Genomic DNA, 24060 nt, shown 5'->3' on the forward strand with positions numbered 1-24060 from the left:
GTCCGGATGACTTGATCGGGACCTACGGATACGTCACCAAGAACACTGGTCAAGTGACTCCGTTGCTCAAGGTCACCAAGGATGGCCAGGAATACCAGTTGTTCGAGTTCAGCCACGATCACTGGCGACGTCCCAGGACATCGATGCTGCTGGGCGGTGATCGCACCTTGGAGGAAGTGCGGCCCTTTACGCGAGCCGATCTCGAACGACTGACCCGCCATGCAGTGGATGTGGAGCCTATCGGACTGCAGACCAAGGCGCTGGCTTTGATTCGCGTTCCTGCCGGGTGGTCTGACGGAGGCAAGGAAAAGCCATTTGTGACGAAAACCGGGTACTTCGCCATGACGATGGTTGGCCCAGTCGAACTGCAGCGGATGTAAGACCAAAAGGGAGTGACACATGGCAGATAGTGGAAACCTGCAGGTGACGGTCTTTACCGACATGTTCAATGACTTCGACAACAACCTGTTGGGCGTCATCAACTCCGGTTCAGCCAACATCATCGCGCTCATTACGCCGCTCATGGCAGTTGGCTTCTCGCTCTACGTGATGCTGGTGATGGTGTCCTATTGGCGCGGGCATAGCCACGAGCCAGTGCCTGACTTCATTCAGCGCATGGCGGGGTGGGCTGTGGTGCTGACACTTGGAATGAACATCGGTTACTACAGCCAGTACGTTGTTCCGTTCTTTAACGGCTTGGGTGACGACATCGCTCGCGCGCTGTGCGGCAACACCTCGACTGGCGCCGCGCTCGACACCCTGGCCACGAAGTACGCGCAGGTCATGTGGCAAATCTTCAAGGCTGCGGACGGCATCGAAGAGTCGCTCAATGCGATCGTCTACATCGCGATCACGTTGCTCTTCGGCATGCCGTTCATGTCGATTGCCGCTGCCTACATCATCTTGTCGCGATTCGCTTTGGGTCTGCTGTTGGCCATCGGGCCGATGTTTATCTCAGCGGCGCTGTTCCCAGCGACGCGCCGGTTCTGTGAGGCATGGATCGGGCAATGCCTGAGCTATGGCTTCCTCGTTGCTCTGATGGCGGCCGCGGGCATGATTGAGATTCGGTTTGCGACATCGATCTCTCCGAACAACGCCACGCTTGGGTCGCTCATCAAGCTCGTGTTGATGGGCGTTTCCTTCATTGTCATCTCGCTCAACCTGCCGGGTCTTGCTTCGCAGCTCTCAGGCGGCGTCGGCATCTCCAGCATGGTCGGCAAGATCGGCCAAGCGGCGCGGGCGATGAACGCCATGCGCGATCTCATGAAGGGCGGTGGCGGCAAGGGCAGCAGTGGTGGCTCGATGGAAGGCACATCTGGCGCCCGGCCGGCGCCGGGAGCATGAGCAGGCCGATCGGTACGGCCGCGCTCGACAGCGGTGCCGCGCCTCATCCAAATTTTTCGACTGATTTCCCCATGAGAACACTCATCGTCATTTCGCTGGCGGCGTTCCTGGCCGCCTGCGCAAGCGCCCCCGAAGCGCCACAGCCATCCGGCGCGTGGCAGCCGATCAATCGAACCCTGTCGAAGTAAGGGACGGACATGTTCAATATTTTGAGAAACAAGCTTCAGGGCAGCACCCCTGCAGGAACGCTGGCCATGCCGCAGCTCGATGACCTTGAGTTGGGCAAGTGGTATCTGGAACAGTGCAAGCAGCTGGCCAAGTCGCGCGTGGAGTCGCGCGAGCGGTCGGCCGACGTCGCAATGCTGGCGGTCAAGTGGATGGGCGCGATCGCGATCATTGCGGTGGCCGGCGCGACTACCGCGTTCGTGGTCAAGCGCCCGAACCCGCCGCCGGTGCTGCGCGTCGACAACGCCACCGGCAAGGTAGATGTGCTACCGACCTCGGCCGACGGCAAGGTGACCTTTGGCGAGAAGTCGGATCGCGCGGATCTGCGCAAGTACGTCGAGCGGCGCGAAGGCTATGACTGGGAAACGATCCAGGACATGCACGACGCCGTGAAGGCCATGAGTTCCGAGAAAGAAGGCGAGCTGTACGACAACTTCATCCGTAGCGAGCACTCGCCCCTGAAGGTCCTCAAAAACGATGCGCGCGTGATCCCCAAGATCGGCGCGATCAGCTTTGTCGGCACGACCGCCCAGGTCATGTTCTCGCGCAAGTATGTTCCGATCAATTCGGCAATCAAATCGGAGACCACGTACTGGGTGGCCACCATCACGTACCGGCACGACAACGTCCCCGAGAAGAAGGAACAGCAGGACATCAACCCGACCGGCTGGAAGGCCACCAGCTACACGGTGACGCGCGACTGGTCGCGCAGCGGCGAAGACACGAGCACGCCGGAAGGAGCCCACCAATGAAGCGATGGATTCCTGTTGCCGCCCTCACGCTGGCGGCGATTCCGGCGGCCGCGCGCGTGATTCCGGGTGCGTGCGGGTTCGAGAGCCACATCCAGTGCGCCGTCTATGACCCCAACGAGGTCTATGAGGTCGCCACCACGCCTGGCAAAGCCATCATGCTGCAGCTCGAGCCCGGCGAGACGATCGAGGACGACGGCGCCGGCATGGGTGACGGCAAGGCCTGGAACGTCTCGGCCAACAAGAACTGGATCTTGCTCAAGCGCGCGGCGCAGCGGCCCGACACCAACCTGATGGTTGTCACGAGCCGCAGGACCTACACCTTCGACCTGGTAACGGCCACCCGCGGCGTGCCGTCCACCTGGGTGCTCAAGTTCGACTACCCGGACACGCGGGCCCGTGCATCGGCAGAGGATGCGCGCAAGCGCGCCCAGATCGTCTCCGTGGCTCAACTGACCAAAGGCGCTGCCAAGGCACGCAACGCCGATTACCAGATGCGTGGCCATACCGAACTGGCGCCGACGGCGGCCTGGGACGACGGCACTTTCACGTATTTCCGATACGCGACCGCCCGCGATCTGCCGCGCATTTTCGTCAAGCGCGCGGATGGGTCCGAAGCCTTGCCCGCGTATCACATGGAGGCCGACACGATCGTCGTGCACGAGGTCGCGCGCGAATTCCTGGCCCGCCTGGGCAATTCGGTCTTGGGCATCCGTAACGACGGCTATTCCCCTGAGGGCCAGTACAACGCCGCCGGCGCGACGGTGCCCGGCACGGTGCGTCTCACGAAGGAACATTGAATGAATTGGGTACACAACCTCCTCAAACGCTGGGTGGTCCTGATACTGCCTGCCGTGATCGCCTCCTTGGGGCTTGGCTATGCCTTCGGCGCTTCGCTGCGCCTTGCGGTATCCGTGGAGTCCTTCCTCGCGGGCGTGCTGCTTGGTCACCTTCTCTTCAAGTTGATAGATGCGCGCTTGTCCCGTAGGGCAAGAACCGACGCGCCCTTTGTATGGAGCGTGTCAATCAATGATGTGAAGGTCGGTGCCGTTACCGATGCCGAGTATGCGGCGATCCAGTGCCTGGCCTTGCATGACGGCAGCAATGCGGTGGCTCAGCTGCTGAATGCCGGGAAGGTTGCGATGTTGATCACCAACCAGCTTCTCGTCGGTCTGACTTTGGGAATGGTTGGGAGCGCGTTCGCGCTGGCGCTCCTGGAGCCGGAGGCGCACACCGCCGTCGTCCGCAATCTGCTCAGCGCCGACCCGGCCAACGTGACGCACGCGATGCGCACGCTCCTGCGGTACTGCGGGCTGTTCCTGGTGGTGCAGGTGGTTGGGATGGCCGTGATGGGCCACCGCTTCGGCTTCCGCAATCACTACCGCGCTGCGATCGCCACGATGCTGCGCCAACACTTCAACACGCCAGCCGATGGCGAGATCCGCCTGGAGCGGATGAGCTTGCAGCACGGCCTGCCGACCTCTCAATTCGGATAAGCGCATGACTGAACCCAACGCAATCCATCCCGCGCCGCCCGAAGAGCGCGGCATCCCCTCGGTGCGCCGGGGCAAGAAACAGAGCAACAGCAAGAAGCTGGTCATCCTCGTCGTGGTGGTGCTCGCGCTGGCCATGGGAGTCGGCGGCGTTGCCCTGTTCGTCAAGCGGCTGACCGACATGAAGCTTGCAGAGAAGGAGGCTGAGCGCTCCAAACCGAAGGAACGCGCGCACCCCGAGCAAGACAACGTCGACCTGGAAGCACAGAAGAAACGCATCCAAGAGGAAGACGCCCAGATGAAGGGAGCCAACGCCGGTGCTACGGGACCGGGCGGGCTGGCCACGCCAGCGGGCGCCCAAACAGCCAACGGCTTCAGCACGGCTGGTCCTGGGAACACTGCAGGTGGCAATGCGCAGCAGGCCGGTGGCACGCCAAGCAACGGCCCGCAGCAGCGCGTCGAATCGCCGGCAGAACGCCGCCTGACCGGCAATGTGACGGTACTGTCCCAACGTAAAGGACAAGCGTCGTCGGCAGAGGGAGAGGGTGGCGCATTGACCGTCCAACCTTCGCAGGCGTTTGGCGGTGGCAGCGGCAAGAATGCGCTGGACGAGCAGTTGGCTCCGTCGGCTACTTCGCGTGCCGGCGTCGTTCGGGCCGGCTTCCTGCCGGACCTGCGCTACCTGCTCAAGCGCGGCACCATGCTCCCGTGTGTGATGGGCACCAAGACCGTCACGACGTACCCCGGCATGACCTCATGTTCGCTGATGCGCGATGTGTACAGCGCCGACGGCAGCACGCTGCTTTTGCGCAAGGGCGCCGATGTAACGGGCGAGCAGCGCTCTGCGCTGCTGCAAGGCCAGGCCCGCATCTTTGCGCTGATGACCCGCATCGATGACGGCCCCGTGACCGTGCCGCTCGATTCGCCGGTGACCGACTCCCTCGGCGCCAGCGGCATGGAAGCCTACGTCGACAATCACTTCTGGCAGCGTTTCGGCGGTGCGGCCATGGTGGCGCTGATCAGTGACTTCGGCCAGGCAGTGGCCAACCAGAGCAGAAGCAACAGCGGTTCCACAACCGTCAATTTGTCCAACACGACCCAGGCAACACAAAGCCTAGCGGCCGAGACGCTGCGCAACACCATCAACATCCCACCGACGGGCTACGCCAATCAGGGCGCGATCATCAACATCTTCGTGGCGCGCGACATCGACTTCAGCAAGCAGTACGAGCTGGTGTCGGCCTTGCCGTCCGTGCCGGGAGGTGCGCAATGAACACCGTACCCGACTACGATCGGTCCACCACGGTGCGCAGTCTGCTCAAGCAGACCGGCATCGCAAAGTTCATTGATACGCTGGGCGTCACCGACGTCAAAGTGAACCGCCCCGGCGAGATCTGGACCAAGAGTTCTGCAGGCTGGCAACGCCATAGTGCGCCTGAATGTTCGCTGGATATGGCCCGCAAGTTGGCCAGCACCTTGGTCAACTTCAACCGGGGTAAGGGGGCGTTGACCGAGCAAGACCCGATCAAATCGGTGGAACTGCCCGCCGGACAGCGAGGCCAAGCGTTGATCCCGCCGGCTTGCGAACCCAACACCGTCTCCTTCACCGTGCGCATCGCCAGCAAGGATCGGTACTCGCTTGACGATCTGATCGGGTTCGGGGCGTTTGAGGGCTTTCGGGATGTCTCGCCGAACAAGTCCGTGCCGGCCGACGTCGAATTGGAGCCATTCGAACTGGAGATGATGGCGGCCAAGGAGCAGCGCGACATCCGGCGCTTCTTCGAGCTGGCCGTACTGAACGGACAAAACATCGTCCTGGTGGGGGGCACGGGCTCGGGCAAGACGACGCTCACCAAGGCACTGGCCGACCTCGTGCCACCTGAAACCTGCGTCTGCACGATCGAGGACACCCACGAGCTCTCCCTGCCGAATCACCCGAACCGCACGCACCTGTTCTTCAGTGACGCGCTCCCGGCCCGGGAGCTGGTCAAGTCAACCCTGCGCATGATGTTTGACCGGGTGTACCTGTCGGAGCTGCGCGGCGACGAGGCCTGGGACTACCTGACCTTACTCAACACCGGCCACCAAGGTGGTATGACCACGGTCCACGCGAACGACTGCATTTCCGCGCTCGCGCGTATCGCCACGCTGATCAAGCAGAGCCCGGTCGGCTTGACCTTGGACTGGAACTACCTGTTGGCCGAAGTCAAACGCACGATCGATGTGGTGGCCTTCATGGACAAGAAGACCAAGCGCATGACGCAGCTCTACTTCGATCCGGTGGGCAAGTGGAAGCTGCAGCGGGGGCTGGCATGAAAACGCCGCAAATCATCGTCGCCGTGGTGGCCGGGTTGGTCCTGGTGGGCGGCTTTGCGGTCGGTGGCCAGCTCGCCGGCGCGACGCTCTTTGCCAAGCTGCAGAAGCTGCCGGATTCGGCGGTGGGCGTGACCACGCTGTATCGCTACTGGCAGGTCTATGCGGACGTGAAGCCGGTCAAGCAGGCCTTGGGCGTCTGCAGCCTGGTCGCGGCCGCCATCACGGCGGTCCCGTTTGTGTTCATCGGCATCGCGCTGGCCAAGCTGCACAAGGACCGCGAGCTGCACGGTAGTGCCCGCTTTGCGACGCTCGCCGAGATCCGTAAGTCTGGGTTGGTGGGGCGAGACTGATGAGCCAGGAAACCTATCCAGGTCTGATCGTCGGCTGGCACCCCCAGCTGGGCCCGCTGATTTACCACGGCCAGCAGGGCGTGTTGCTGGCTGCGGGTACGCGCTCGGGTAAGGGTGTCGGCTTCGTGATCCCCAACCTGCTGCATTACCCGCATTCGGTGGTGCAACTCGACGTCAAGGAAGAGAACTTCAAATACACGTCGCTGTACCGGCAGCGTAACGGCCAAGAGGTGTATCTGTGGGCGCCGTTCTCCGAGACGGGACATACGCATTGCTGGAACGTCTTCGACGCGGTGTGGCAGCGCCCGGAGCACCTGCAAATCGGCGACATCATGTCGATCGGCGATGCGCTCTATCCGGCCAAAGTGGAGCCCCGCGCCCGCTTCTTCAACGACAACGCCCGCAGTCTCTTCCTGGGACTCACGCTGTATCTGCGCGAAACGCCCGGCATGCCGGTGACCTTGGGCGAGATCCTGCGCCAGAGTTCGGGCAAGGGGAAACCGATCAAGGAGTACCTCAAGGGCATCCTGGAAGCGCGTACCCGTACCGATACCGATGTGCCGCCGTTGACCTGGCGCTGCGTCGATGCGCTGAATCGTTTCCTGAACCAGCCGGAGACCACGCTGGGGAACGTGCTGTCGACGTTCAACGCGCCACTGCAGATCTTTACCGATCCGGTGGTGGAGGCGGCCACCAGCAAGTCCGACTTTGATCTCGCCGACGTGCGCAAGCGCCGCATGACGATCTACGTCGGCATCGCGCCGGCCAAGCTCGCCGAGGCCTCCGCGCAGTTGTTGGTGAACTTGTTCTATTCGCAACTGGTCAACCTGAACCTGCGCGAGCTGCCGGCGGACAACCCGGAACTCAAATACCAGTGCCTGCTGCTCAACGACGAAGCCACCGCTCCCGGCAAGATCGAGATCATCGCGCAGGCCAATGGCTACATGGCCGGCTACAACCTGCGTCTGGCCACCGTCATCCAGACGGTCGCGCAGGTGACGGAGTGTTATGGGGAGCAGGGCGCCCGCACGCTCATCACCAACCACGGCGCCCACCTGCTGTATCCGCCGCGTGAACAGAAGGATGCCAACGAATACTCCGAGATGCTGGGGTACTTCACGGCGATCGCTCGCTCCAAGAGCCGCAACCGCGGTGCACGGTCGAACAGTACGGGCGAGAGCGAATCGGGCCAGAAGCGCGCCTTGATGCTGCCCCAGGAACTCAAGGAGATGGGGCAGGAGAAGCTCATCGTGACCTTGGAGAACTGCAAGCCGATCCAGGCCGAGAAAGCGTTCTTCTACAAACAAAAGGTCTTTATCGACCGCCTGAAGGAAGTCAGCCCATCGATCGCTGCGTTGGGTGAGTACGCCATGCCGACCAAGGAGCAGTTGGAAGACGCGTTTCTCACACGGGGCGAGGGCAGCATCGCGCTGCCGCAGGTGGACTTCCAGGCGTACTGGAACGCGTCGCCGGCGCAGACCGGTACGCAGCCCGATGACAGCCGGCCCGTTGAGGCCGATGAACTGGCCATCCTGGAGGCCTCCGACATCACCAATGCAGACGCGATCCTGCTGGCGATGCGCCAGGTGATGCCCGAATTCGACGAGGTGATGGCCCTCGTTCTCCGAGATACCCCCCGATTCGATGCCCCGCACGTGGATGACAGCCGGCCCGTGGAGCCGGAAGAGTTGCCCTTCCTGCAGGCGTCGGACTTCACCAATGAGGACGAAATTACCGAAGCCATGTGCGGCGTGATGCCGTACTTCGGCGAGGTGATGGCGATCCTGAACACCGCAGGAGCGAATGCCGCATGAACACCATTGATTTCGACAGCCCGGAAGCCATCAAGGAGCGTGCCGACGAGTTGCGCGCGCAACTAACCGCCGTGGACTGGCGCGAACAGCGTGCTGAACTCGACCCCATTGTGGAGGGGTTGCGCGACCTGGCCGAGCGCGATTGGTACGTCGCGGCCGACACCTGGCGCGAGTCTGGCACCGACGCACCGCTGCCGGACTTCATTGACCCGGCGACCGAAGTGGCGCTGGAGCTGCGCTACCAGTCGGCTGAGCGCGGTCTTCATCGGGAACTGCAGCAAACGCCGGCGACGCCGGTCGATCAGAAGATCGACAAGGTGGCGGTGGGCGAAGCGGCCAATGAGGCCGATGCCAAGAAGCCGGCCAATGAGCCGGAAAAGCCGGTCGCCGAGCGCCTCACGGATTTGGACCTGGTAGCGGTCAAGGCCGCACGCAAGACCGACCGTGGGCGCGCCGAAGCCATGCTGCGGGAGGTGGCCGAGCAGGTGCGTGCCGCCACCAAAGGAAAGGAGCCGACGGGGTCCGCAAACAATAAGGACAAGGACGCCGCCGGCGGAGAGCTGGTGAGCAAGTCCGGCACCAAGCCCGTCTTCAAGAAGACCGGTTACGAGATTCCGCAGAAGGTTGCGGCGCTCTATACCGCGCACGAGGGAAAGTTTGTCGATCGCAAGACCGAGAAGGTGCACTTTGAGGACAAGGGGCGCTCGCTTTCCACCGACAGCAATGAGCGCAGCGTCATCGCCCACATGGTCGAAGTCGCCAAGGCGAAGAACTGGGGCACGTTGACGCTTAGGGGTAGCGAGGAATTCCGCCGCCAGGGTTGGATCGCCGCGGAGCTCGCTGGCGTCAAGACCAACGGCTTCCGGCCCAAGGCGCAGGACCGCGCGATGTTGGAAGCGGCTAGGCAGGAGATGCGCATCAGCGCAGGCGAGCGGGGCCAGGAGAAGGAAAACAGCCTGGAGGCGGATGACGGCAAAGCGGACGAGCGCACTGAGAAAGCGCCCGAACCTGCACAGGCCACGCAAACGGCAGAACCGGTGGCCAACAAAACCGGCTCGAACAACAAGGAGAGCCTCGGCATTGCGGCAGCGCGGATGGTGCTCGAGCGCCAGATTGCGGACTGGCCGGCCGCTACGCGGGACAAGTGCCGCAAGGAGTTCGATCAGGTCATTGCCAGCGCCGCGGCCTACAAGGACCGCAAGGTCAACCTGCCAACCCCGAAAGTTTCCGAGAAGACCATGGCGCAGCGTCGTTCCGCCCAGCGTCCGGAAGTTGACCGCACCAAGCCGGCAGCACCAGGCCAGCCCAGCCAAGCGTCCAAGGCCCCCGAGCGGGCGGCGGTTGAGCCGGGCATCGAGATGGACCGCTGACACCACATCAACATTGAATTCAGAACAGTAGAGGAATCCTCCATGACGAAGATTGCAGTGATTAATTTTTCGGGCAACGTGGGTAAGAGCTTGGCGTCGCACCACCTGCTGGCACCCCGTCTGGGTAACGCCACCGTGATCGCTGTCGAGACGATCAACGCGGATGACAACGATGGCATGCAGATGCGGGGGAACGAGTTCGGTGCGCTGCAAGAGAACATCATGTCGCTGGACTCGGTCGTGGTCGACGTGGGGGCGTCGAACGTCGAGGAGCTTGTCAGCCGCATGAAGAGCTATCAGGGCTCTCACGAAGACTTCGACGTCTTCGTGGTGCCGACGGTGCCGGATGCCAAACAGGAGCGCGACACCATTTCGACGATCGAAGCCCTGGCCGATGACATCGGCGTCGAGCGCGAGCGCATCCGCGTTTTGTTGAACCGCGTGGACCCGCGCGATTCGATGGAGCGCATGTTTCCGATGCTCTTCAAATTCCACGCATCCCATCGCGGCTTCATCCTGCGCGAGGAGGCCGCCATCCACGAGAACGAGCTATTCGGCAAGCTGGCCAATAGTCCGACGACCATCGGTGATTTGCTGGCCGACACGACGGACTACAAGGCAATGATCCGCGACGCCCAGTCGCCGCAGGAGAAAACCGAGCTGGCGCGCAAGGTGTCGATGCGCCGCCTGGCGGTCGGCGTGCAGGCGCAGCTCGATGACGCCTTTGCGGCGCTGATGCGCTAACGCCATGGCGGAAACCTCTGCCCGTGAGGCACTCCTGGCCGAGCTGCTGGGCGACGTACACACGCTGCGTGAAGACGTGGCGGCGATGACCAACGTGGTGCCGCAAGCGCGGGAGAACATTGAGCGCGGCGGCGAGTTCGCAGCGCTCAAGTTCGAGAAGCAAGTCGCCCGCCTCGACACCCTGCTGACAGAGCGAATCCTGCAGATGGCCGCCGCCGTCAAGGACGCGAGCGCCGCGCGTGAAATGCTGGTCGGGGCCGTCGCATTGAAGGCCTCGGAGCAAGCACGCGCGCAACTGCTCGAAGTGGTCCGCGAGGCCCTTGATACAGCGAATGCAACACGTTCAAACAAAGGCGTTCGCCGACATCTGGACCGCATTGTGGTGGGGCTGTGTAGTGCGGCCGTGGCGTGCGGCCTGACCACCTTGATTGTTGTACGACTCCTTTCTCATTGATCCCATGAAATTGTCCATCCAATCCCTGGCTCGGATCGGCGTGCTCGCTGCGCTGATGGCCTCGGGCCACGCCAACGCGAGCGACTACGGCTGCAAGGTGCTGCTGTGCCTGGCCAACCCTGCCTCCAACGGCGGACCGAAGGGCGTTGCCGAATGCCAAGAACCGATCAACCGTCTGTACTTCGACCTCGCACACGGCCGCCCATTCCCGCGCTGTGAGGAAGCCGAAGAGACTGGCAATCGGGCGGTGCCGGTCAGCGATCCGTTTGATCCGTGCCCCGCGCCGCTCCGGCCGGCCGATGTGGATCAATACGTGGTGCAGGGCCAAACCGCCTCAAACAGCGTCTACGGGTACAGCCTGAAGGGTGCGGCTCAACAGGGTGCGACTTCCGTTCTGCGTGCGTGTGTCGGAAAGCTGGTCGGCCGCTTCCAGATGGGCGGCATGGACGACGGAACAACGGTCAACGTGTACGACCAGGTCGTCTGGCAAAAGGCGCAGAACTCGCAAGCAATCGATATCTACCTGAACAACGTCTGGTATCAGCGCGTGCGCTGGTAGTCCGCAATGAACACGAAGGGGGGAGGTATGGAATTGGAGCCGCAGCAAAAGACCGATGACGGGCGGACGCACCTACCAGAGTGCAGTGGCGGTGGGACTGGCAGCGCTGATTCGGTGAATGAGCTATTCCGCGAATGGAAGGCCGAGCACACCGCATTCGGCTTGGTCCTGGTCGCCTACGCATTTCTGTTGAGTGTGGCGCCGCTCATCGCTCGCCATCCCGATGAACTGATGCAGATCGCCTGCATTTCGCTACGGCACATCGTGGATTGGCGCGCTTGGGTACTGACCGCATCGGTTGCGTGCCTGGTCGCGATCGCCGTGATTGCGCTCAAGCGGCGGCGCTAGACCGCCAGCGGGGCCGGGCAGCAGGTGGAGGAAAGCCGCTGCCAACCGACCATCCGGGGATTTGAACGCGTGATCCGAGCCATTTCAGTTGGCCGGACCGCTGTTGTTGGAGCCAGGGCAGCACATTCCCGGATTCGACCGCCAACGACATACGAACACACTTTTTTGGAGAACAAGGATGATGAAAAAGCCGATGCTGGCCTTGCTGGCCGCGATGCTGGTGACGACGCCTGTATTCGCTCAGGTTCCGAGTGCCGACCTGGTCAAGATGAGTTCGATTCAGGTCGAGCAATTGGCGCAATTGCATGCCATTCACGCGCTGCTGGCGTCGCAAGCAGCGCCGCGTGAGCCGAAATATTGCTACTTCGACGGCAAGGCGTTCTCGATTGGCTCAAAGCTCAACGGCCAAATGTGTGCCCCTGCGCTGGCGGCCGGGGAGCCATCGCGATGGGTGGGTGAGAGCGAGGCGACGAAATAGGAAGCGCCGCCGGGCAGCAGGTGGAAGACCCCTCCACTAACAATTGACCATTCGGAGAATTGAGTCCGTGACCCAAACCATTCCAGTATCCACAACCTATGTCGTCATCGCTGGTGCCGCCCACGCGCCGAGGTCGACCGCGAGCGACAGGGAGGAAGCCGATGTCACCATCGTCGGTGTGCCGAATCGGCTGCGCGTCGGCGGTGTTGATGAGCAGAAGCCCCAGGGCGTGGCGTTGGACGCGAACACTCGCGTGCTGGCTCAAATTTTGGCGACACAGACGGAAATGCTCGCCACGCTCAAGGCGATCGAGGCCAAGCTTTCGTCGTCAACGTGGTAGCCCAACCGGGATCGCCGGTTGAAGCACGACGAAACGAATTCCCTTTATGCCGGCGCAAGCCGGCACTTTTTTAGGTGATAACAATAATGAAGATCAGACGCTTTGCCATGCTGGGGACTGTGGCGGCTGTACTTGTGGCCAGCCACGCCAACGCCGACGTTGTGACGGTGGCCCAGGTGCTGCCACTGGAGGGATCGGTGGAAATGTCGACGCGCGCCACTGCAGAGGCGGCGGAGCTGTATTTGCGCAGGGTCAACGACGCCGGTGGCGTGAATGGGCACACCATCAAGGTGGTGACAGTCAACGGTTCGAGCAACCTCGACACGGCGGCGCAACGCACGGGGGATCTGATCCGGCAGCACCACCCGGTTGCCCTGCTGAATTACTACGGGTCTGCCCGTACCGCCACGCTCATCAAGAGCGGTGTCCTGGATGGCAGTCGCACGCCGGTGCTCGGCGCCAACGTGTCGTCAACGCAGGTGCGTCAAATGCCTGAGAACCGGTGGGTGTTCTATATCCGCGCGGGCCTGAAGGCTGAGGCGGACCGGATGATCCGGCAGGGCGTGACGCTTGGTGGCAAACGCATTGCCGTGCTGTATCAGGGAGACGCCTTTGGTGAGGATGGGTTGAACAAGAGTATGGCGACGATGCAGGCACTGGCGATCAAACCGGTGCTGACATTACCTCTGGAGACCAAGATGATGGAGGCCTCCACGCTGAACAGGCTCGCCGAGGCTGTCCTGAAAGCCGACATCGATGTGGTGCTGATGTTCTCCGACAGCGTGAACATCGGCGGTTTCCTGCGGGCCTACCGTGAGCGAGGCGGCAACGCGGTGGTGACGACGGATTCCACCCCATCTGCCGACGAGCTGGTGCGCGCATCCAGTGCGGACTTCGCGCGTGGTGTGTGTATCGCAGAGGTGATGCCAGCGCTCACGAAGCGCAATACGAAGCTCGCACGTGCCTTCCTCGCCGACATGACTGCGGCGGGCCGCCCTGATCTGGCCAAATCGACGACTGCGCTGGAGGGCTATGCATCGGCTAGGCTGTTTGTTGAAGCGTTGCGCAGGGTCAATGGCCCAGTGACGGGCGAGGCGATTCGCACTGCGCTGCAGACACGTGGGCCCTTTGACCTGGGCGACTTCGAGCTCAAATACAACCCTGCCCAGTATGAGGGCTCGCAGTACGTGGATATTGGCATTATCGGCCGCGAAGGGCGGGTGTTGAACTAGCAAGAGAGGATGGAGATCGATGCGGTTGATTCGGAATAGCGGTAACAACATCGTCTTGCGCCAGCTCACGACGGCGGAGGCGGAATCGGTTCGGCGGTACTGCGGCGCCGGCATGCATACGGAAGCGCACGATGCGCAGGCCGTCGAGGCCATCCTTGCTGAGATGCATAACGGCAAGGAGCCGCGCTATTGGCTGGAGTGCGATTGCCGGGATGGGGAGGCAATCGGGCAGCGGCCACGTATGACCGCGCGCGTTCGCGGCGATGGACCCAGGCACTTCGTGCGCATTGTTGGGCGCGACGCCCACGAATGCGTCCTTAAAACGTTCCGCACCGATCCGTCCGAGGACGAGGACGATCCGCAGGCCGGTAAGCATCAACCGCTGCGACCGATCCGAAACTCGCTGGACTATCTGGATAAGGAGCATGAGGGGGGTGGCCAGCGCCCCGGCGAGCGCGCCGGGGGGAGCGGTAGACCAGGTCGGAGCCGACGTCTTCCGAAGCTGGGTCGGATTCTTTACACGCTCCTTGAGCAGGCCGGCTTCAGTACGATCAGCACCGAAGACGTGGACACCGGCCAAGCATCCCTGGCCCATTGGGACCGCCTGGAGCAATTTGCCGTTGACGAAGCGGTGACAGATGCATTGACGCTTTGGGACGTGATGGCGACCGAGCCGTGGACCAAGGCCAGCGACTTTATGGCCGATGTCGACAAGTTGCCGTGGCCCGGCGGGAAGAAGCGTATGGGCTACCTCTTGTTCGTCGCCGATCAAGTGAGTCCGTCGGCCGCCACCAAGTTGACCAGTCGGAAGCCTGCTGTGGTGACGCCGGCAAGCGAGATTCGAATCGGGGGCCGTGACCAGAATTTTTCGAATCCGCCGTACTGGGTGCTCGCGGTCATCGATCGAGATGACTCCGGTGCCGCACGGGTGCGCGAAGCCTTTGCCCAGCATGCCTTCACGATGGGCCGACCAATACCTCTGGACAGCAGTTATGAACGGCAGACCCTCAAACTGCTTTTGGACGTGATGCGGTGGGTCAAAAAGAAGGGCGTCACCGTCTCGCTCAGGAAGCCGCTGTTCGATAGCGAGGTGACCTTGGCGGATGGCACGACTGCGCACTGCCGCGCGGACTTCGAGCTTGAGATTCCTGCGCCGGCCGGCTCGCTGGCAAAACCCAGCCGCATCCTGGTCGAAACCATGGGCGCGGATTCGCAGGAATACCTGGATCAAAAGTCAGCCACGCACGCAATCATGCGGCAACGGGGCGCCATCATTGAGCATGTAGTGCGCAACGATAGTGAACAAGCTGAGCGGGACGAGCGTCTGCGCAAGCGCGTCTATGCTCGCCTGCTGGAGCTGGCTGGCGTGCCGCGCCAGGGGCAGTCCGGGGCAGCTGACAGTGAAATTAGTAAATCCGATATCTGATTATCAGGAAATTAATTGTTTCGCATTCTTAATGCTCGGCAAACATTATTGAATGTATTGATTGTTCAAAAGACGGCGCCTGCCATTTAAAATAGTGGGCCCGCATTTCTGTAGCACGTCGGGCATGTTGAACATTCGATGCCGACGATGGACGCCACGACTCTGCTGCAGAACCTGTTTGCCCCAGCCAACCGCCTGTATGCCTTGGAAGGCGACGGCGCGCTGGCGGATCTGGCCGTCGAAGCCTGGCTTGGCCGCGAGGCGCTGTCCGAACTGTTTGAGTGGCGCATCATTGCGTTGAGCGCCAACGCGCGAATCGCGCTGGAATCTTTGATTGGCCAGCGCGTGACACTGATCACAACGCTGGCCAACGGCACGCAGACCAAGCGCACCGGGCTAGTTCGCCTCGCCGAGAAACTTGGCGCCGATGGCAGCCTCACGCGCTACCGCCTGACCGTGGTGCCGTGGTTCTGGCTGGCAACCCAGCAGCGCCACAGCCAGGTGTTCCAGAACCGGCCGCTGGCGGACATCTTCGAGCAGGTGCTGTCGCCCTACGAACCGTATGCCTCGTGGCACTACGCCGCCGGCGCCGAAGCGCGCATGGCCGAGTTCGGCACGCGTAGCCATCTCGCCCAGTTCCGTGAGACGGACTACCACTTTGTTACGCGCTTGTTGGCTGAGGCCGGGCTTGGGTTCACCACGGTCGAAGACGAGGAGGCGCCCAACGGTCATTCGCTGCTGATCTTTGCCGACAGCACCCAACTGGCCGAAGACGTGGAGTCGGCTGTAGAGGGCGGCATCCGCTTCCACCGTGCGCATAGCCTGGAACAGCGCGACGCCATCCAACAACTGATGTGCCACAACCGCACAACGGCAGGCGGCGTTGCTGTGGCCGCGTGGGACCCGGAGGGCAAACAAAGTGTGCGCGCCCATGCGCCGGCACGATCGGCAACGAGTGCCGGTAGCCCCGATGCGTACCTGTCGATCAGCCCGTCGCTTGCACCGGACTCGGCCAATGCCCAACGCATCGCCGAACAGGTGATGGAGAGCCTGGAGGCGCGCGCGCTGCTGTGCTTCGGACGCGGCACGGTCCGCACGCTACGCAGCGGCACGCGCATGCAGGTCGTGGGTTGCCCGCACCTCCCGCAAGACGTGGAGGGTGCCTATCCGCTACTGATGGATTTGGTTGAGCACTGCGGGATCAACAACCTGACCGCCGACACGCATGCCGCACTTGGCGCCCGCCTGGGCGGGCTCGATACCGCTCTGACGTTCGATGCGCCACCCTCGCCACCGGAGTCCGGGCCAGGCGCGTTTGGCTTCGTGGCCGACGATGAACGCCTCGAGCGCGACACGCCCACACGAGAACTGCTGACTGCCGCACGTGCGCACGGCTATGCAGGGCTTTTTCGCGCTGGCGATGCCCGCCGCCCCTGGCGTCCTGCAGTCACGCATCCCGACACGGGCCGGCTGTACGCAGAACCGACCGCGCAGGGCGTGCATAGCGCCATCGTGGTTGGCCCGGATGGCCAGACGCAAGCCGGCGGGGATGGCGAACACCACGCCACGCCCGCGGGCGAGATCCGCGTTCGGTTTCCCTGGCAGCTCGGCGAGCGTGCGGACGATCGCAGCACCCGTTGGGTCCGTGTGGCACAGCGCCAGGCCGGTGCCGGCATGGGGTGGCAGTGGCTGCCACGCATCGGTCAGGAAGTCTTGGTCAAATTCCAGGAAGACGATATTGACCAGCCCGTGGTCATTGGCGCCCTGTACAACGGACAGGGTGAGGCTGGAATAGCGCCGACGCCCGGCGGGCAGGGTGCCGGCGGGACAGGGGATGCGGCCGCCCTCTACAGGCAAGGCAGCGACAGCGCCGGCAGCGCGCAAGGCAACGTGGCCGGCGGGCACAGCCCGGCTTGGCACGGCATGGGAACGGAGGCAGAGGGTCACCGTAATGCCGCGGCCCACACCGGCTTCAAGAGCGCTGAGCACGGCGGCAGCGGCTACAACCAACTCGTCTTTGACGACAGTGACGGCCAGTTGCGCACCCAGCTCGCCACCACGCAGCAGCACACCCAGCTCAACCTGGGTCACCTCGTTCACCAGCAGGACAACCGGCGCGGCAGCTTCCGCGGTCAGGGTTTCGAGCTCCGTACCGATGGCCACGGCGCCGTGCGCGGCCAGGCGGGTCTGCTGCTGACCACGTACAGCGATGCGGCCAGCGGCAAAGCCGTGCCGACAGGGGATAACGCTGCCGGCATTGCGCTCATCAAGCAGGCCAAGGCCTTGACCTCATCGCTGGGGCAGGGTGCGGTTACGCACCAGACGGCTGGCCTCTCGGCGGCGAAAGACGACAATGCGCCGCTGGCCAAGCAGGAGAAGGCAGCCGCAGGCATGGTGGATGGCCAGGCGCTCGATGCAGCCAAGCAGGATGCCAGCGCCGGCAACACCAGCACGCAGGGCAAGGTGCCGCACCAGGGCGAGGCGATGGTGCATGCCATTGGGCGCGCAGGAGTCGTCATGGTGGCCGGTCAGGATCTGCAGCTGGCCAACGGCGAGAGCATCGCCCTGGGCAGCGGCCAGGACACCAACATCGCCGTGGGCAAACAGGCGCGGATGCACGCGGGGCAGGCGATTGGCGTGGCGGCGGGCCTGTCCAAGGCGGGTGAAAACAACATCGGCCTGCAGCTGACCGCTGGCCAGGACAACATCGACGTGCAGGCGCAGCACGACACGCTCAAGCTCATGGCCAAGGACGACCTGAAATTGGTGTCGGCCAACATGAACGTGGATTTTGCGGCGGCCAAGCGGATTCGCCTGGCGACGGCGGCCGGCGCGGCCATCACGCTGGAGGGCGGCAACATCACGGTCGAGTGCTCAGGGCCGATTACCTACAAATCGGCGGAGCGGAAATTTGACGGCCCGGTGAACCAGTCGTATCCGTTGCCGGCGTTCCCGCAGAGTATTTGCGTGGAGTGCATGCTGCGCGCCCTTCGCGATCAGCACGCCTTTGCCATCAAGAATGGTTGAGTCCGAATAATCCCCATCGTTGAACAACATGGCAACAGACTTCGAGATCAAGGATAGGCGCGACACCCCCCCTGCGTGGGTGGACGCCTACCCTGCCAATGCCATTGATCAGCTGTTGGCCGCATTGCCAGCGAGCAACGTCTATGCGTTGATCGACAACGGATATGACACCGGTTTCGCAGGACGTTGTCAGCATCGGGTCCCCGGCATCCTGTCGCGCTCCCTCTATGAAGGGCGCTATGACGGACCCGGCCTAAGCGAGATTGCGCCGACTCTGTTGCGTGTCCCGGACGAGCCGCAGGAGCGGTTCACGTTTCTAGCCCTTCTGTTGCGAGAGACGTCCGGCAGGCCAATGCTCAGCTTCCTCCATTCGAACGGCCTGTCGGCCGATCCGTTCAGCCACCTTCGGAACCAGATGGAAGCCGTGGACCACGAGGGCACTGCGTTTCTGATTCGATTGGCGGATACCAACGCCCTGGATGCCGTTCTGGAAGTGTTCACTGACACGCAGCGCAGCCGCTTCCTTGCTGGCATCCAGTGGTGGTACTTCCGTCGAAACGGAACACTGCGGTGTGTCAGTGATGGCGCAAGCGGTGTCGAAGAAGCGGATGGCACGCCCTACATGTGTACGGCAGAGCAAATGGAGCAACTGCAGGCCCTTGCGCGGCCCGGTGCCATGCTGAATTTGGTCCGGAACAGTCCCCACATTTTTGGCACCCTTGTTGGGCTACCTTCGCAGGCATATGCCTGCATTCAAGCGGTGCTTCACGCTGCTAGCCCCGAATCGCCGATGCATGATGCGGTGGTTGTGCGCAAAATCACTGCAGCCCTCAATGATGCCGGGCTGCTGCAACCGCACGCTGCCTAAGTGGCCCAGGAATACAACGACATGAAGAAGAGCAATTGCATTCATCTCTGGTTGGCAATGCTGATGTTCGTGCTGCTCAGCACGGGCTGCAAGCCGTCTCACTCGGAGCCAGCAAACGCTGGTGCCGACGACGAGCTCGGTTTGTCCGTCCAAGTGCTCAACTACATGGACGAAGGTATCGGCGTGGTCTACGTCAACGGCGAGTGGGCAGGCTCGATGTCCAGCCATGCGGGAGGAAATAGCATTGCCGGATCTGTTGGTTTGCCAGCGAAATGGCGACCAGGGCTGACAGTCGAAGTGGAGTGGCAGGACGATGCACTGTATGCCAAAGACCCCAATGGCCTCTACAAAGCAACGGTCCCTGTCGAACGATATGACACGATCCACTCGGGGTTTCTATGGCTGGCGTTCTTCCCGGGTAAGAAGATCCGCGCTATCCCGTCAGGTACGTCTCCTGGCTTCCCTGGTTTCCCTGATGGACTGAGGAATCCGTTCGACCTTTGTATGCGTGACGCAAAGTGTTCTGCGAAGTACTACCCCAATCGCAAACTCATTCAGGGCAAAGACCAGTGAATACGACGTCCGAGCTTGAACCTCTGGGGCCCAATCCATTTGCGCTGAATGTGGACGAGCAGGCCCGCTTCGCATCCTGCCGCATGGAAAACTTCGGAACTCACTGTTCGAGAGAGTTCCATCTGAGCTTCTTTTTCGACGGCACGAATAACAACAAGTACCGGGATACGGCACGGCTTGCCCACAGCAATGTGGCGAGGCTATTTGACATCTTTGAGGTGACACCAGAACAGCAACGGATCTATGTCCCTGGTATTGGCACGCCATTCCAAAAAGAAATCGGCGACACCGGTCGCGGCGACCATGCGCGTGTAGGGCTCGGTGCGGGCTGGGGCGGCGAGGCCCGTATCAATTGGGCTTTGCTCCAAGTCACCGACGAATTGCACCGTCTCTACTGCGGTCAGAAGCTCACGGAGGCTTTGGGTCTCGACGAGCGCGCACTGGTACGTCAAATCTCTGCCGACCTCAATTTCCCTGTCGCAAACCTTGTCGGCGCCGGCGGCAATGAAGTCGAGCAACTTGCTAAGGCGAGCAAAGTCGAAATGGTGCGCACGGCAATTGAGACGCTCAGGAAACCTCCCCGGCACGAGGAACGACGCGCGATGTTGCGCCAACGGCGTGAGATCTTGTCAAAGAAGCTGAAAGCATTGATCGCCGACAGCAAACCAAAGCTGGAGTGCATCCGACTTTCTGTGTTCGGGTTTTCGCGCGGCGCAGCGGAGGCGCGTGTCTTTGCCAACTGGCTCAAGGACGCCTTGGACGACGATATGTCGTTAGCGGGCGTGCGTGTCAGCTTTGACTTCCTCGGCATCTTCGATACCGTCGCGTCGGTGGGCATCGCCAACGTTACCAAGGTGGCGACGGGCCACGCTGGGTGGGGCGCGGAGGAATTTTTGCGCGTTCCGGGCTACGTCAAACGCACCGTACATCTTGTTTCTGCTCATGAAGTGCGCGGAGCGTTTCCGTTGGACAAGGTTGCGCCCGCTGACAACGTCCTGGAGCTTGCATATCCTGGCGTGCACACTGATGTCGGCGGCGCCTATCAGCCAGGCGACCAAGGGCGCGGCTGTGGGCCAGACGGGAAGCCCGACGACAGCAACAAGATTTCACAGGTCACACTGGCCAAGATGTATCGCGAAGCTGTTGCTTCAGGGGTGCCGCTGAACCCGCTCGCCAAAGGGGTCACCCAGCGAGTTCGCGATTCACTGAAGATTTCCCCGGAACTCATCAAGGCATTCAACGACTATGTCGCCGTTGTGAATCCGCTGATCAGCAAGAAGGGCGGTGGGACCACGGGCTCCGTGCACGTGCAATACGGCCTCTACCTCCGCTGGCGCCGCATGCGCTTGGCCAGCGGTGCCCAGGCGTTTGAGAATCAGCCGTTCTTCAAGCGCGCACAGAATTTCAGTGCCCAATGCGCGAGCGAGCTTGCCGGCGCGAATGAAATGCTGCGCGAAGAGGCGGAAGATCTCGCGAGAGGAGAGAACGACCCTACCTACTCAGATGCATGGATGCGAACGGCCCTGTTGCTCGCACCGTATGTTGGAGCTGAGGCCGCAGCAGAGGCGGGCATCCAACGGACGGTGTGGGGCGATAAGGTGAAGGAATGGCGCGAGGTCAAGACATACTGGAATGACACCTCGCCGCTCGACGCCCGTGTGGTACGAATCTTCGACGACTACGTGCACGACTCGCGCGCTTGGTTCAAGCCCTTCGGCGCCCCGAGCGATGCGGTTTGGAGGATGCAGCAGCAGGCAAGGATGGAGCAACTGAAGCAGCTGGATGCGAAATGGAAAGCCGAGTGGGCGACGATTGACGCGGACCTTCAGCGCGATCCGGAAGGAACGATCAAGCGTTTCGCGCCGGTCGACGAGGGCGGGCAGGGTGACATGTATCCACCGGTCATGGTCCGCCAAGACCGCGCCGACTTGGATCGGTATCTGAAAGACGGAACGCTCCCACTGGAAACGAAGGGCCGTGAGCCTAGCTCCATGTGGGGCTATCTGCGCTGGCGCAACCACTACCCGCAACCGACGCTTGCAGATCAAGTGCAGGCAATCTATGACGGGGCGGCGGCCGTCTCGCACAAGGTTACGCAGAAAGTGAAGGATGCCGCGAACGATGCCGAGGAGCGACTAGCAAAGTCGGCGCGCAAGCTCCTCGATGCCGGTAAGGATTCGCTTGAGCGCGCAGCCAAAGAGATTCTGCAAAAGTATCAGGGCGGGAATCACGCGCTCTGAGGAACGATCACAAACCTGGTGTGCGAACTTGAGACCGCTCAAGGCAGGAGTATGCACACCAACGTCAACTGTCGGACGGAGTCGGCGCGCCGGACTTCTCCGCGCGCAAAATGACACAAACCACACTGAGCTCTGCAGAACCACAACCATCGCGGTTCGACACGCTCCCCTGGAAAGCCACCTTCACGCTCCTCGCATTGAAAATGCTGGGGCTGGCCTACGCTTTCCTTGATTCGCTAACGCCTGGAAGGTACGGGTGGGAGGAGTCACTAATCCCGGTCTCCATTTGGAGTGATGCGCAAGTGGTTCCACTGGTGGCAGGAACCACTTTCTTCGTCGTCCAGCGAAGCCTTGAGAATCGAAGAATATTGACCTACCGGCCGGACTGGCCCGTCTTGGCCGCGTTTGTCGCTGGGTATTGGCTGTTCGACGCGCTCGTGGGCGCGCTGGTGGACGCAACCGTTCGGCCGTTGATGCCCGATCTCAGCCTGATGGGGATCGTTTGGCTCGTGCATTGGGAGAGCTGCGCATCGGCGTTTGTGGCCATCATTCTCTCTTGGACGGTCGTTGCGCGACTGTTTCGTCGTCATGCCGTGGCGGGCGTCTCACGAGAAGATCACAGGCTGCGCGTTGCAAGCATGATCGGTGTCGCCTACGGGAGTCTACAGATATTGCCGCTTGGCGCTCTTCCGGTGTACGTGCGATTGGGCCTGAACGTGGAAGACGAAACGTTTGCCGCAGCACTGACGTTCCTCGTCGCCGGCGGCTTGGGCTGGTTGACCTGGTGGGGCGCAAAGCGCGGATTGCCGACACCGTTGCCACTCGTGAAGCCTACCCGGGCTTTGCTCGCAGCAGGTTTGACGTTCTTGCTGGCGACGGTGGTTTCATGGGGTGCATTCCGATACCTCATTGGAGGCAATTGGGAGTTTGGCCAGTATGCGTATTCGATACCCCTGGCCATTCAGTTCGGGCTAACGCCACTCGGCGGCTATGTGTTCGCCAAGTGGGCCTACCGAAAGAGCCACTAGGGCCGTGCATCGCGTCTGTGTTGGCGACTTTCGCCTGCCGCTGTTTTCGAACCGGGCAAGCGCCACGCTAGCGGAGAGCAGGGCTCAAAGGGAATCCCGACCAGTCTGGAGTTCCGTCAATGCCGCATGAAAAGAATCCATCAACCTCGAGCCGACGCGACGTGGTCTATATCCAAGACGGTGTGCGCATCGAGCACGATGATGGCGGCTATTCCGTAACGAACCCGAATGGCATTGCGGTCAGCTGCGGGCCGGACGGCAGCATCGAGGGGAAATTGCCCGTTATTCGGGCGTTGAGTGTGGCAGATATTTCACGGGTCACCCAACACCACATTGCTCGCGTCTGCGACACCGTTTCCCACACATTGCACTTTGAGGGCGGTGGCGTGCTGTCCTACATGCACAGCTCCAGTGGGGAAGGCTACGAATTCAGTGGCCACAACGTTTATGTCGAGATGAGCCGCGACGGTGTCGTGATCGTCCATGGCACGACGCCAGATTGACGCGCCCCCCCTACGGGGCAAGAAGGGCAACCATGAAGCTTCAAAGTGAGGATGGGACGCGATATCCCGCGATTTGGAAAGACGGGCGATGGGTTAGACCTGGTCTCCCGTTACACGGATGGACGCGTATCGCAGTGGAAGGACGGAAGCGCGAACAGTTCTTATGCGCAGCTTGTAACGCTGTACGACGCGGTGTCTCCCATCTTTTGGAGCACCCGAACGTGAAGGGATCTATCCGGGTCGATGTGCAGTGTGCGGCAACGATGCAAATCCCGGCTGCAGAGCAGAAGAAGACAGCCTCATCTGAAAAGGACAGGTCGACGAAGCGGACGCGCTGGCTAGCGCGGGCCTGGAAGCGTACGGCGGATGGCCGTTCCACCCTGTATGCGGATGGCAATCGTGTCGTTGTTGCGTTCAGCGGGCGGTCTTGGACCTATATCGTCAGTCCGATGGAGGAAGAAGGCGTCAGCTGGAAGGGGGTTGGGTACGGCTCATCGGACGAAGCCAAACTTGCCGCATTTGACGAAATCACGAAGCGCCTGCGGAAGCGAGAGCGGTCTGCTGGGTAGGGCGGCAAGC

26 protein-coding genes are annotated in these 24060 nt (G+C 62.0%); all 26 read left to right on the forward strand.

Annotated features, from left to right (window positions below):
• Positions 1-53: 53 nt before the first annotated feature.
• The 26 genes from AB0305_RS04260 (at position 54) to AB0305_RS04385 (ending at position 24050) form a co-directional block, all read left to right on the forward strand.
• Complete coding sequence (locus AB0305_RS04260) at positions 54-380, forward strand: hypothetical protein (protein ID WP_366171688.1); 327 nt, start codon at positions 54-56, stop codon at positions 378-380.
• Between the two features lie 19 nt (positions 381-399).
• Positions 400-1344, forward strand: coding sequence for a type IV secretion system protein (locus AB0305_RS04265; RefSeq protein WP_366171690.1), 945 nt, complete (start codon positions 400-402; stop codon positions 1342-1344).
• The gene (locus tag AB0305_RS04270) at positions 1341-1532 is read left to right on the forward strand and encodes a hypothetical protein (protein WP_366171692.1); all 192 of its coding nucleotides are present in this window, start codon (positions 1341-1343) and stop codon (positions 1530-1532) included. The genes AB0305_RS04265 and AB0305_RS04270 overlap by 4 nt, the downstream gene beginning before the upstream one ends.
• A 9-nt stretch (positions 1533-1541) precedes the next feature.
• A complete protein-coding gene (locus AB0305_RS04275; RefSeq protein WP_366171694.1) occupies positions 1542-2321 on the forward strand; it encodes a type IV secretion system protein in 780 nt (259 codons plus the stop codon).
• Positions 2318-3118 carry a TrbG/VirB9 family P-type conjugative transfer protein gene (locus tag AB0305_RS04280; protein WP_366171696.1) on the forward strand — a complete coding sequence of 267 codons (801 nt, stop codon included), beginning with the start codon at positions 2318-2320 and terminating at the stop codon, positions 3116-3118. Before AB0305_RS04275 ends, AB0305_RS04280 begins: the two co-directional genes overlap by 4 nt.
• Entirely contained in the window at positions 3119-3814 is a 696-nt protein-coding gene (locus tag AB0305_RS04285) for a hypothetical protein (protein ID WP_366171698.1), read from the forward strand.
• Positions 3815-3818: 4 nt separating this feature from the next.
• Positions 3819-5084, forward strand: a complete 1266-nt coding sequence (locus tag AB0305_RS04290) for a TrbI/VirB10 family protein (protein WP_366171700.1) — start codon at positions 3819-3821, stop codon at positions 5082-5084.
• The gene (virB11, locus tag AB0305_RS04295; protein ID WP_366171702.1) at positions 5081-6127 is read left to right on the forward strand and encodes a P-type DNA transfer ATPase VirB11; all 1047 of its coding nucleotides are present in this window, start codon (positions 5081-5083) and stop codon (positions 6125-6127) included. The genes AB0305_RS04290 and virB11 overlap by 4 nt, the downstream gene beginning before the upstream one ends.
• Positions 6124-6477, forward strand: coding sequence for a hypothetical protein (locus tag AB0305_RS04300; RefSeq protein WP_366171704.1), 354 nt, complete (start codon positions 6124-6126; stop codon positions 6475-6477). The genes virB11 and AB0305_RS04300 overlap by 4 nt, the downstream gene beginning before the upstream one ends.
• Entirely contained in the window at positions 6477-8291 is a 1815-nt protein-coding gene (locus tag AB0305_RS04305; protein WP_366171706.1) for a type IV secretory system conjugative DNA transfer family protein, read from the forward strand. The genes AB0305_RS04300 and AB0305_RS04305 overlap by 1 nt, the downstream gene beginning before the upstream one ends.
• Entirely contained in the window at positions 8288-9661 is a 1374-nt protein-coding gene (locus tag AB0305_RS04310; RefSeq protein WP_366171708.1) for an LPD7 domain-containing protein, read from the forward strand. Before AB0305_RS04305 ends, AB0305_RS04310 begins: the two co-directional genes overlap by 4 nt.
• A gap of 42 nt (positions 9662-9703) precedes the next feature.
• Entirely contained in the window at positions 9704-10405 is a 702-nt protein-coding gene (gene stbB / locus AB0305_RS04315; protein ID WP_366171710.1) for a StbB family protein, read from the forward strand.
• Between the two features lie 4 nt (positions 10406-10409).
• Positions 10410-10859 carry a hypothetical protein gene (locus tag AB0305_RS04320; protein ID WP_366171712.1) on the forward strand — a complete coding sequence of 150 codons (450 nt, stop codon included), beginning with the start codon at positions 10410-10412 and terminating at the stop codon, positions 10857-10859.
• Positions 10860-10863: 4 nt separating this feature from the next.
• Positions 10864-11418: a hypothetical protein gene (locus AB0305_RS04325; RefSeq protein ID WP_366171714.1), complete on the forward strand. Its 555-nt coding sequence runs from the start codon at positions 10864-10866 to the stop codon at positions 11416-11418.
• A 27-nt stretch (positions 11419-11445) separates the two neighbouring features.
• Positions 11446-11766, forward strand: coding sequence for a hypothetical protein (locus tag AB0305_RS04330; protein WP_366171716.1), 321 nt, complete (start codon positions 11446-11448; stop codon positions 11764-11766).
• Between the two features lie 178 nt (positions 11767-11944).
• Positions 11945-12244: a hypothetical protein gene (locus tag AB0305_RS04335; RefSeq protein WP_366171718.1), complete on the forward strand. Its 300-nt coding sequence runs from the start codon at positions 11945-11947 to the stop codon at positions 12242-12244.
• A gap of 67 nt (positions 12245-12311) precedes the next feature.
• Entirely contained in the window at positions 12312-12584 is a 273-nt protein-coding gene (locus AB0305_RS04340; protein WP_366171720.1) for a hypothetical protein, read from the forward strand.
• An 86-nt stretch (positions 12585-12670) separates the two neighbouring features.
• A complete protein-coding gene (locus tag AB0305_RS04345) occupies positions 12671-13816 on the forward strand; it encodes an ABC transporter substrate-binding protein (protein WP_366171722.1) in 1146 nt (381 codons plus the stop codon).
• Positions 13817-13835: 19 nt separating this feature from the next.
• Positions 13836-15242: a hypothetical protein gene (locus tag AB0305_RS04350; RefSeq protein ID WP_366171724.1), complete on the forward strand. Its 1407-nt coding sequence runs from the start codon at positions 13836-13838 to the stop codon at positions 15240-15242.
• A 147-nt stretch (positions 15243-15389) separates the two neighbouring features.
• The gene (locus AB0305_RS04355) at positions 15390-18269 is read left to right on the forward strand and encodes a contractile injection system protein, VgrG/Pvc8 family (protein WP_366171726.1); all 2880 of its coding nucleotides are present in this window, start codon (positions 15390-15392) and stop codon (positions 18267-18269) included.
• Positions 18270-18297: 28 nt separating this feature from the next.
• The gene (locus tag AB0305_RS04360) at positions 18298-19137 is read left to right on the forward strand and encodes a DUF4123 domain-containing protein (protein WP_366171728.1); all 840 of its coding nucleotides are present in this window, start codon (positions 18298-18300) and stop codon (positions 19135-19137) included.
• On the forward strand, positions 19138-19710 hold the full coding sequence (locus tag AB0305_RS04365; RefSeq protein WP_366171730.1) for a DUF3304 domain-containing protein: 573 nt from the start codon (positions 19138-19140) through the stop codon (positions 19708-19710).
• Positions 19707-21950 carry a DUF2235 domain-containing protein gene (locus AB0305_RS04370; protein WP_366171732.1) on the forward strand — a complete coding sequence of 748 codons (2244 nt, stop codon included), beginning with the start codon at positions 19707-19709 and terminating at the stop codon, positions 21948-21950. The genes AB0305_RS04365 and AB0305_RS04370 overlap by 4 nt, the downstream gene beginning before the upstream one ends.
• A 110-nt stretch (positions 21951-22060) precedes the next feature.
• Positions 22061-22978 (forward strand): hypothetical protein, encoded by a 918-nt coding sequence (locus tag AB0305_RS04375; protein WP_366171734.1) that lies wholly within the window; start codon positions 22061-22063, stop codon positions 22976-22978.
• A gap of 119 nt (positions 22979-23097) precedes the next feature.
• Positions 23098-23481, forward strand: a complete 384-nt coding sequence (locus AB0305_RS04380; protein WP_366171736.1) for a hypothetical protein — start codon at positions 23098-23100, stop codon at positions 23479-23481.
• 221 nt (positions 23482-23702) lie between these two features.
• On the forward strand, positions 23703-24050 hold the full coding sequence (locus AB0305_RS04385; protein WP_366171738.1) for a hypothetical protein: 348 nt from the start codon (positions 23703-23705) through the stop codon (positions 24048-24050).
• Positions 24051-24060: the final 10 nt, after the last annotated feature.

This window comes from Arthrobacter sp. NPDC080086, from assembly GCF_040702285.1.

Bases quoted from the DNA above. Each gene is read 5' to 3' on its own strand.
- AB0305_RS04290 (WP_366171700.1), top strand. From the start codon at position 3,819: ATGACTGAACCCAACGCAATCCATCCCGCGCCGCCCGAAGAGCGCGGC.
- AB0305_RS04265 (WP_366171690.1), top strand. From the start codon at position 400: ATGGCAGATAGTGGAAACCTGCAGGTGACGGTCTTTACCGACATGTTC.
- AB0305_RS04310 (WP_366171708.1), top strand. From the start codon at position 8,288: ATGAACACCATTGATTTCGACAGCCCGGAAGCCATCAAGGAGCGTGCC.
- AB0305_RS04355 (WP_366171726.1), top strand. From the start codon at position 15,390: ATGGACGCCACGACTCTGCTGCAGAACCTGTTTGCCCCAGCCAACCGC.
- AB0305_RS04305 (WP_366171706.1), top strand. From the start codon at position 6,477: ATGAGCCAGGAAACCTATCCAGGTCTGATCGTCGGCTGGCACCCCCAG.
- AB0305_RS04330 (WP_366171716.1), top strand. From the start codon at position 11,446: ATGGAATTGGAGCCGCAGCAAAAGACCGATGACGGGCGGACGCACCTA.
- AB0305_RS04300 (WP_366171704.1), top strand. From the start codon at position 6,124: ATGAAAACGCCGCAAATCATCGTCGCCGTGGTGGCCGGGTTGGTCCTG.
- AB0305_RS04320 (WP_366171712.1), top strand. From the start codon at position 10,410: ATGGCGGAAACCTCTGCCCGTGAGGCACTCCTGGCCGAGCTGCTGGGC.
- AB0305_RS04375 (WP_366171734.1), top strand. From the start codon at position 22,061: ATGACACAAACCACACTGAGCTCTGCAGAACCACAACCATCGCGGTTC.
- AB0305_RS04270 (WP_366171692.1), top strand. From the start codon at position 1,341: ATGAGCAGGCCGATCGGTACGGCCGCGCTCGACAGCGGTGCCGCGCCT.
- AB0305_RS04350 (WP_366171724.1), top strand. From the start codon at position 13,836: ATGCGGTTGATTCGGAATAGCGGTAACAACATCGTCTTGCGCCAGCTC.
- stbB (WP_366171710.1), top strand. From the start codon at position 9,704: ATGACGAAGATTGCAGTGATTAATTTTTCGGGCAACGTGGGTAAGAGC.
- AB0305_RS04280 (WP_366171696.1), top strand. From the start codon at position 2,318: ATGAAGCGATGGATTCCTGTTGCCGCCCTCACGCTGGCGGCGATTCCG.
- AB0305_RS04275 (WP_366171694.1), top strand. From the start codon at position 1,542: ATGTTCAATATTTTGAGAAACAAGCTTCAGGGCAGCACCCCTGCAGGA.
- AB0305_RS04285 (WP_366171698.1), top strand. From the start codon at position 3,119: ATGAATTGGGTACACAACCTCCTCAAACGCTGGGTGGTCCTGATACTG.
- AB0305_RS04325 (WP_366171714.1), top strand. From the start codon at position 10,864: ATGAAATTGTCCATCCAATCCCTGGCTCGGATCGGCGTGCTCGCTGCG.
- AB0305_RS04360 (WP_366171728.1), top strand. From the start codon at position 18,298: ATGGCAACAGACTTCGAGATCAAGGATAGGCGCGACACCCCCCCTGCG.
- virB11 (WP_366171702.1), top strand. From the start codon at position 5,081: ATGAACACCGTACCCGACTACGATCGGTCCACCACGGTGCGCAGTCTG.
- AB0305_RS04335 (WP_366171718.1), top strand. From the start codon at position 11,945: ATGATGAAAAAGCCGATGCTGGCCTTGCTGGCCGCGATGCTGGTGACG.
- AB0305_RS04380 (WP_366171736.1), top strand. From the start codon at position 23,098: ATGCCGCATGAAAAGAATCCATCAACCTCGAGCCGACGCGACGTGGTC.
- AB0305_RS04345 (WP_366171722.1), top strand. From the start codon at position 12,671: ATGAAGATCAGACGCTTTGCCATGCTGGGGACTGTGGCGGCTGTACTT.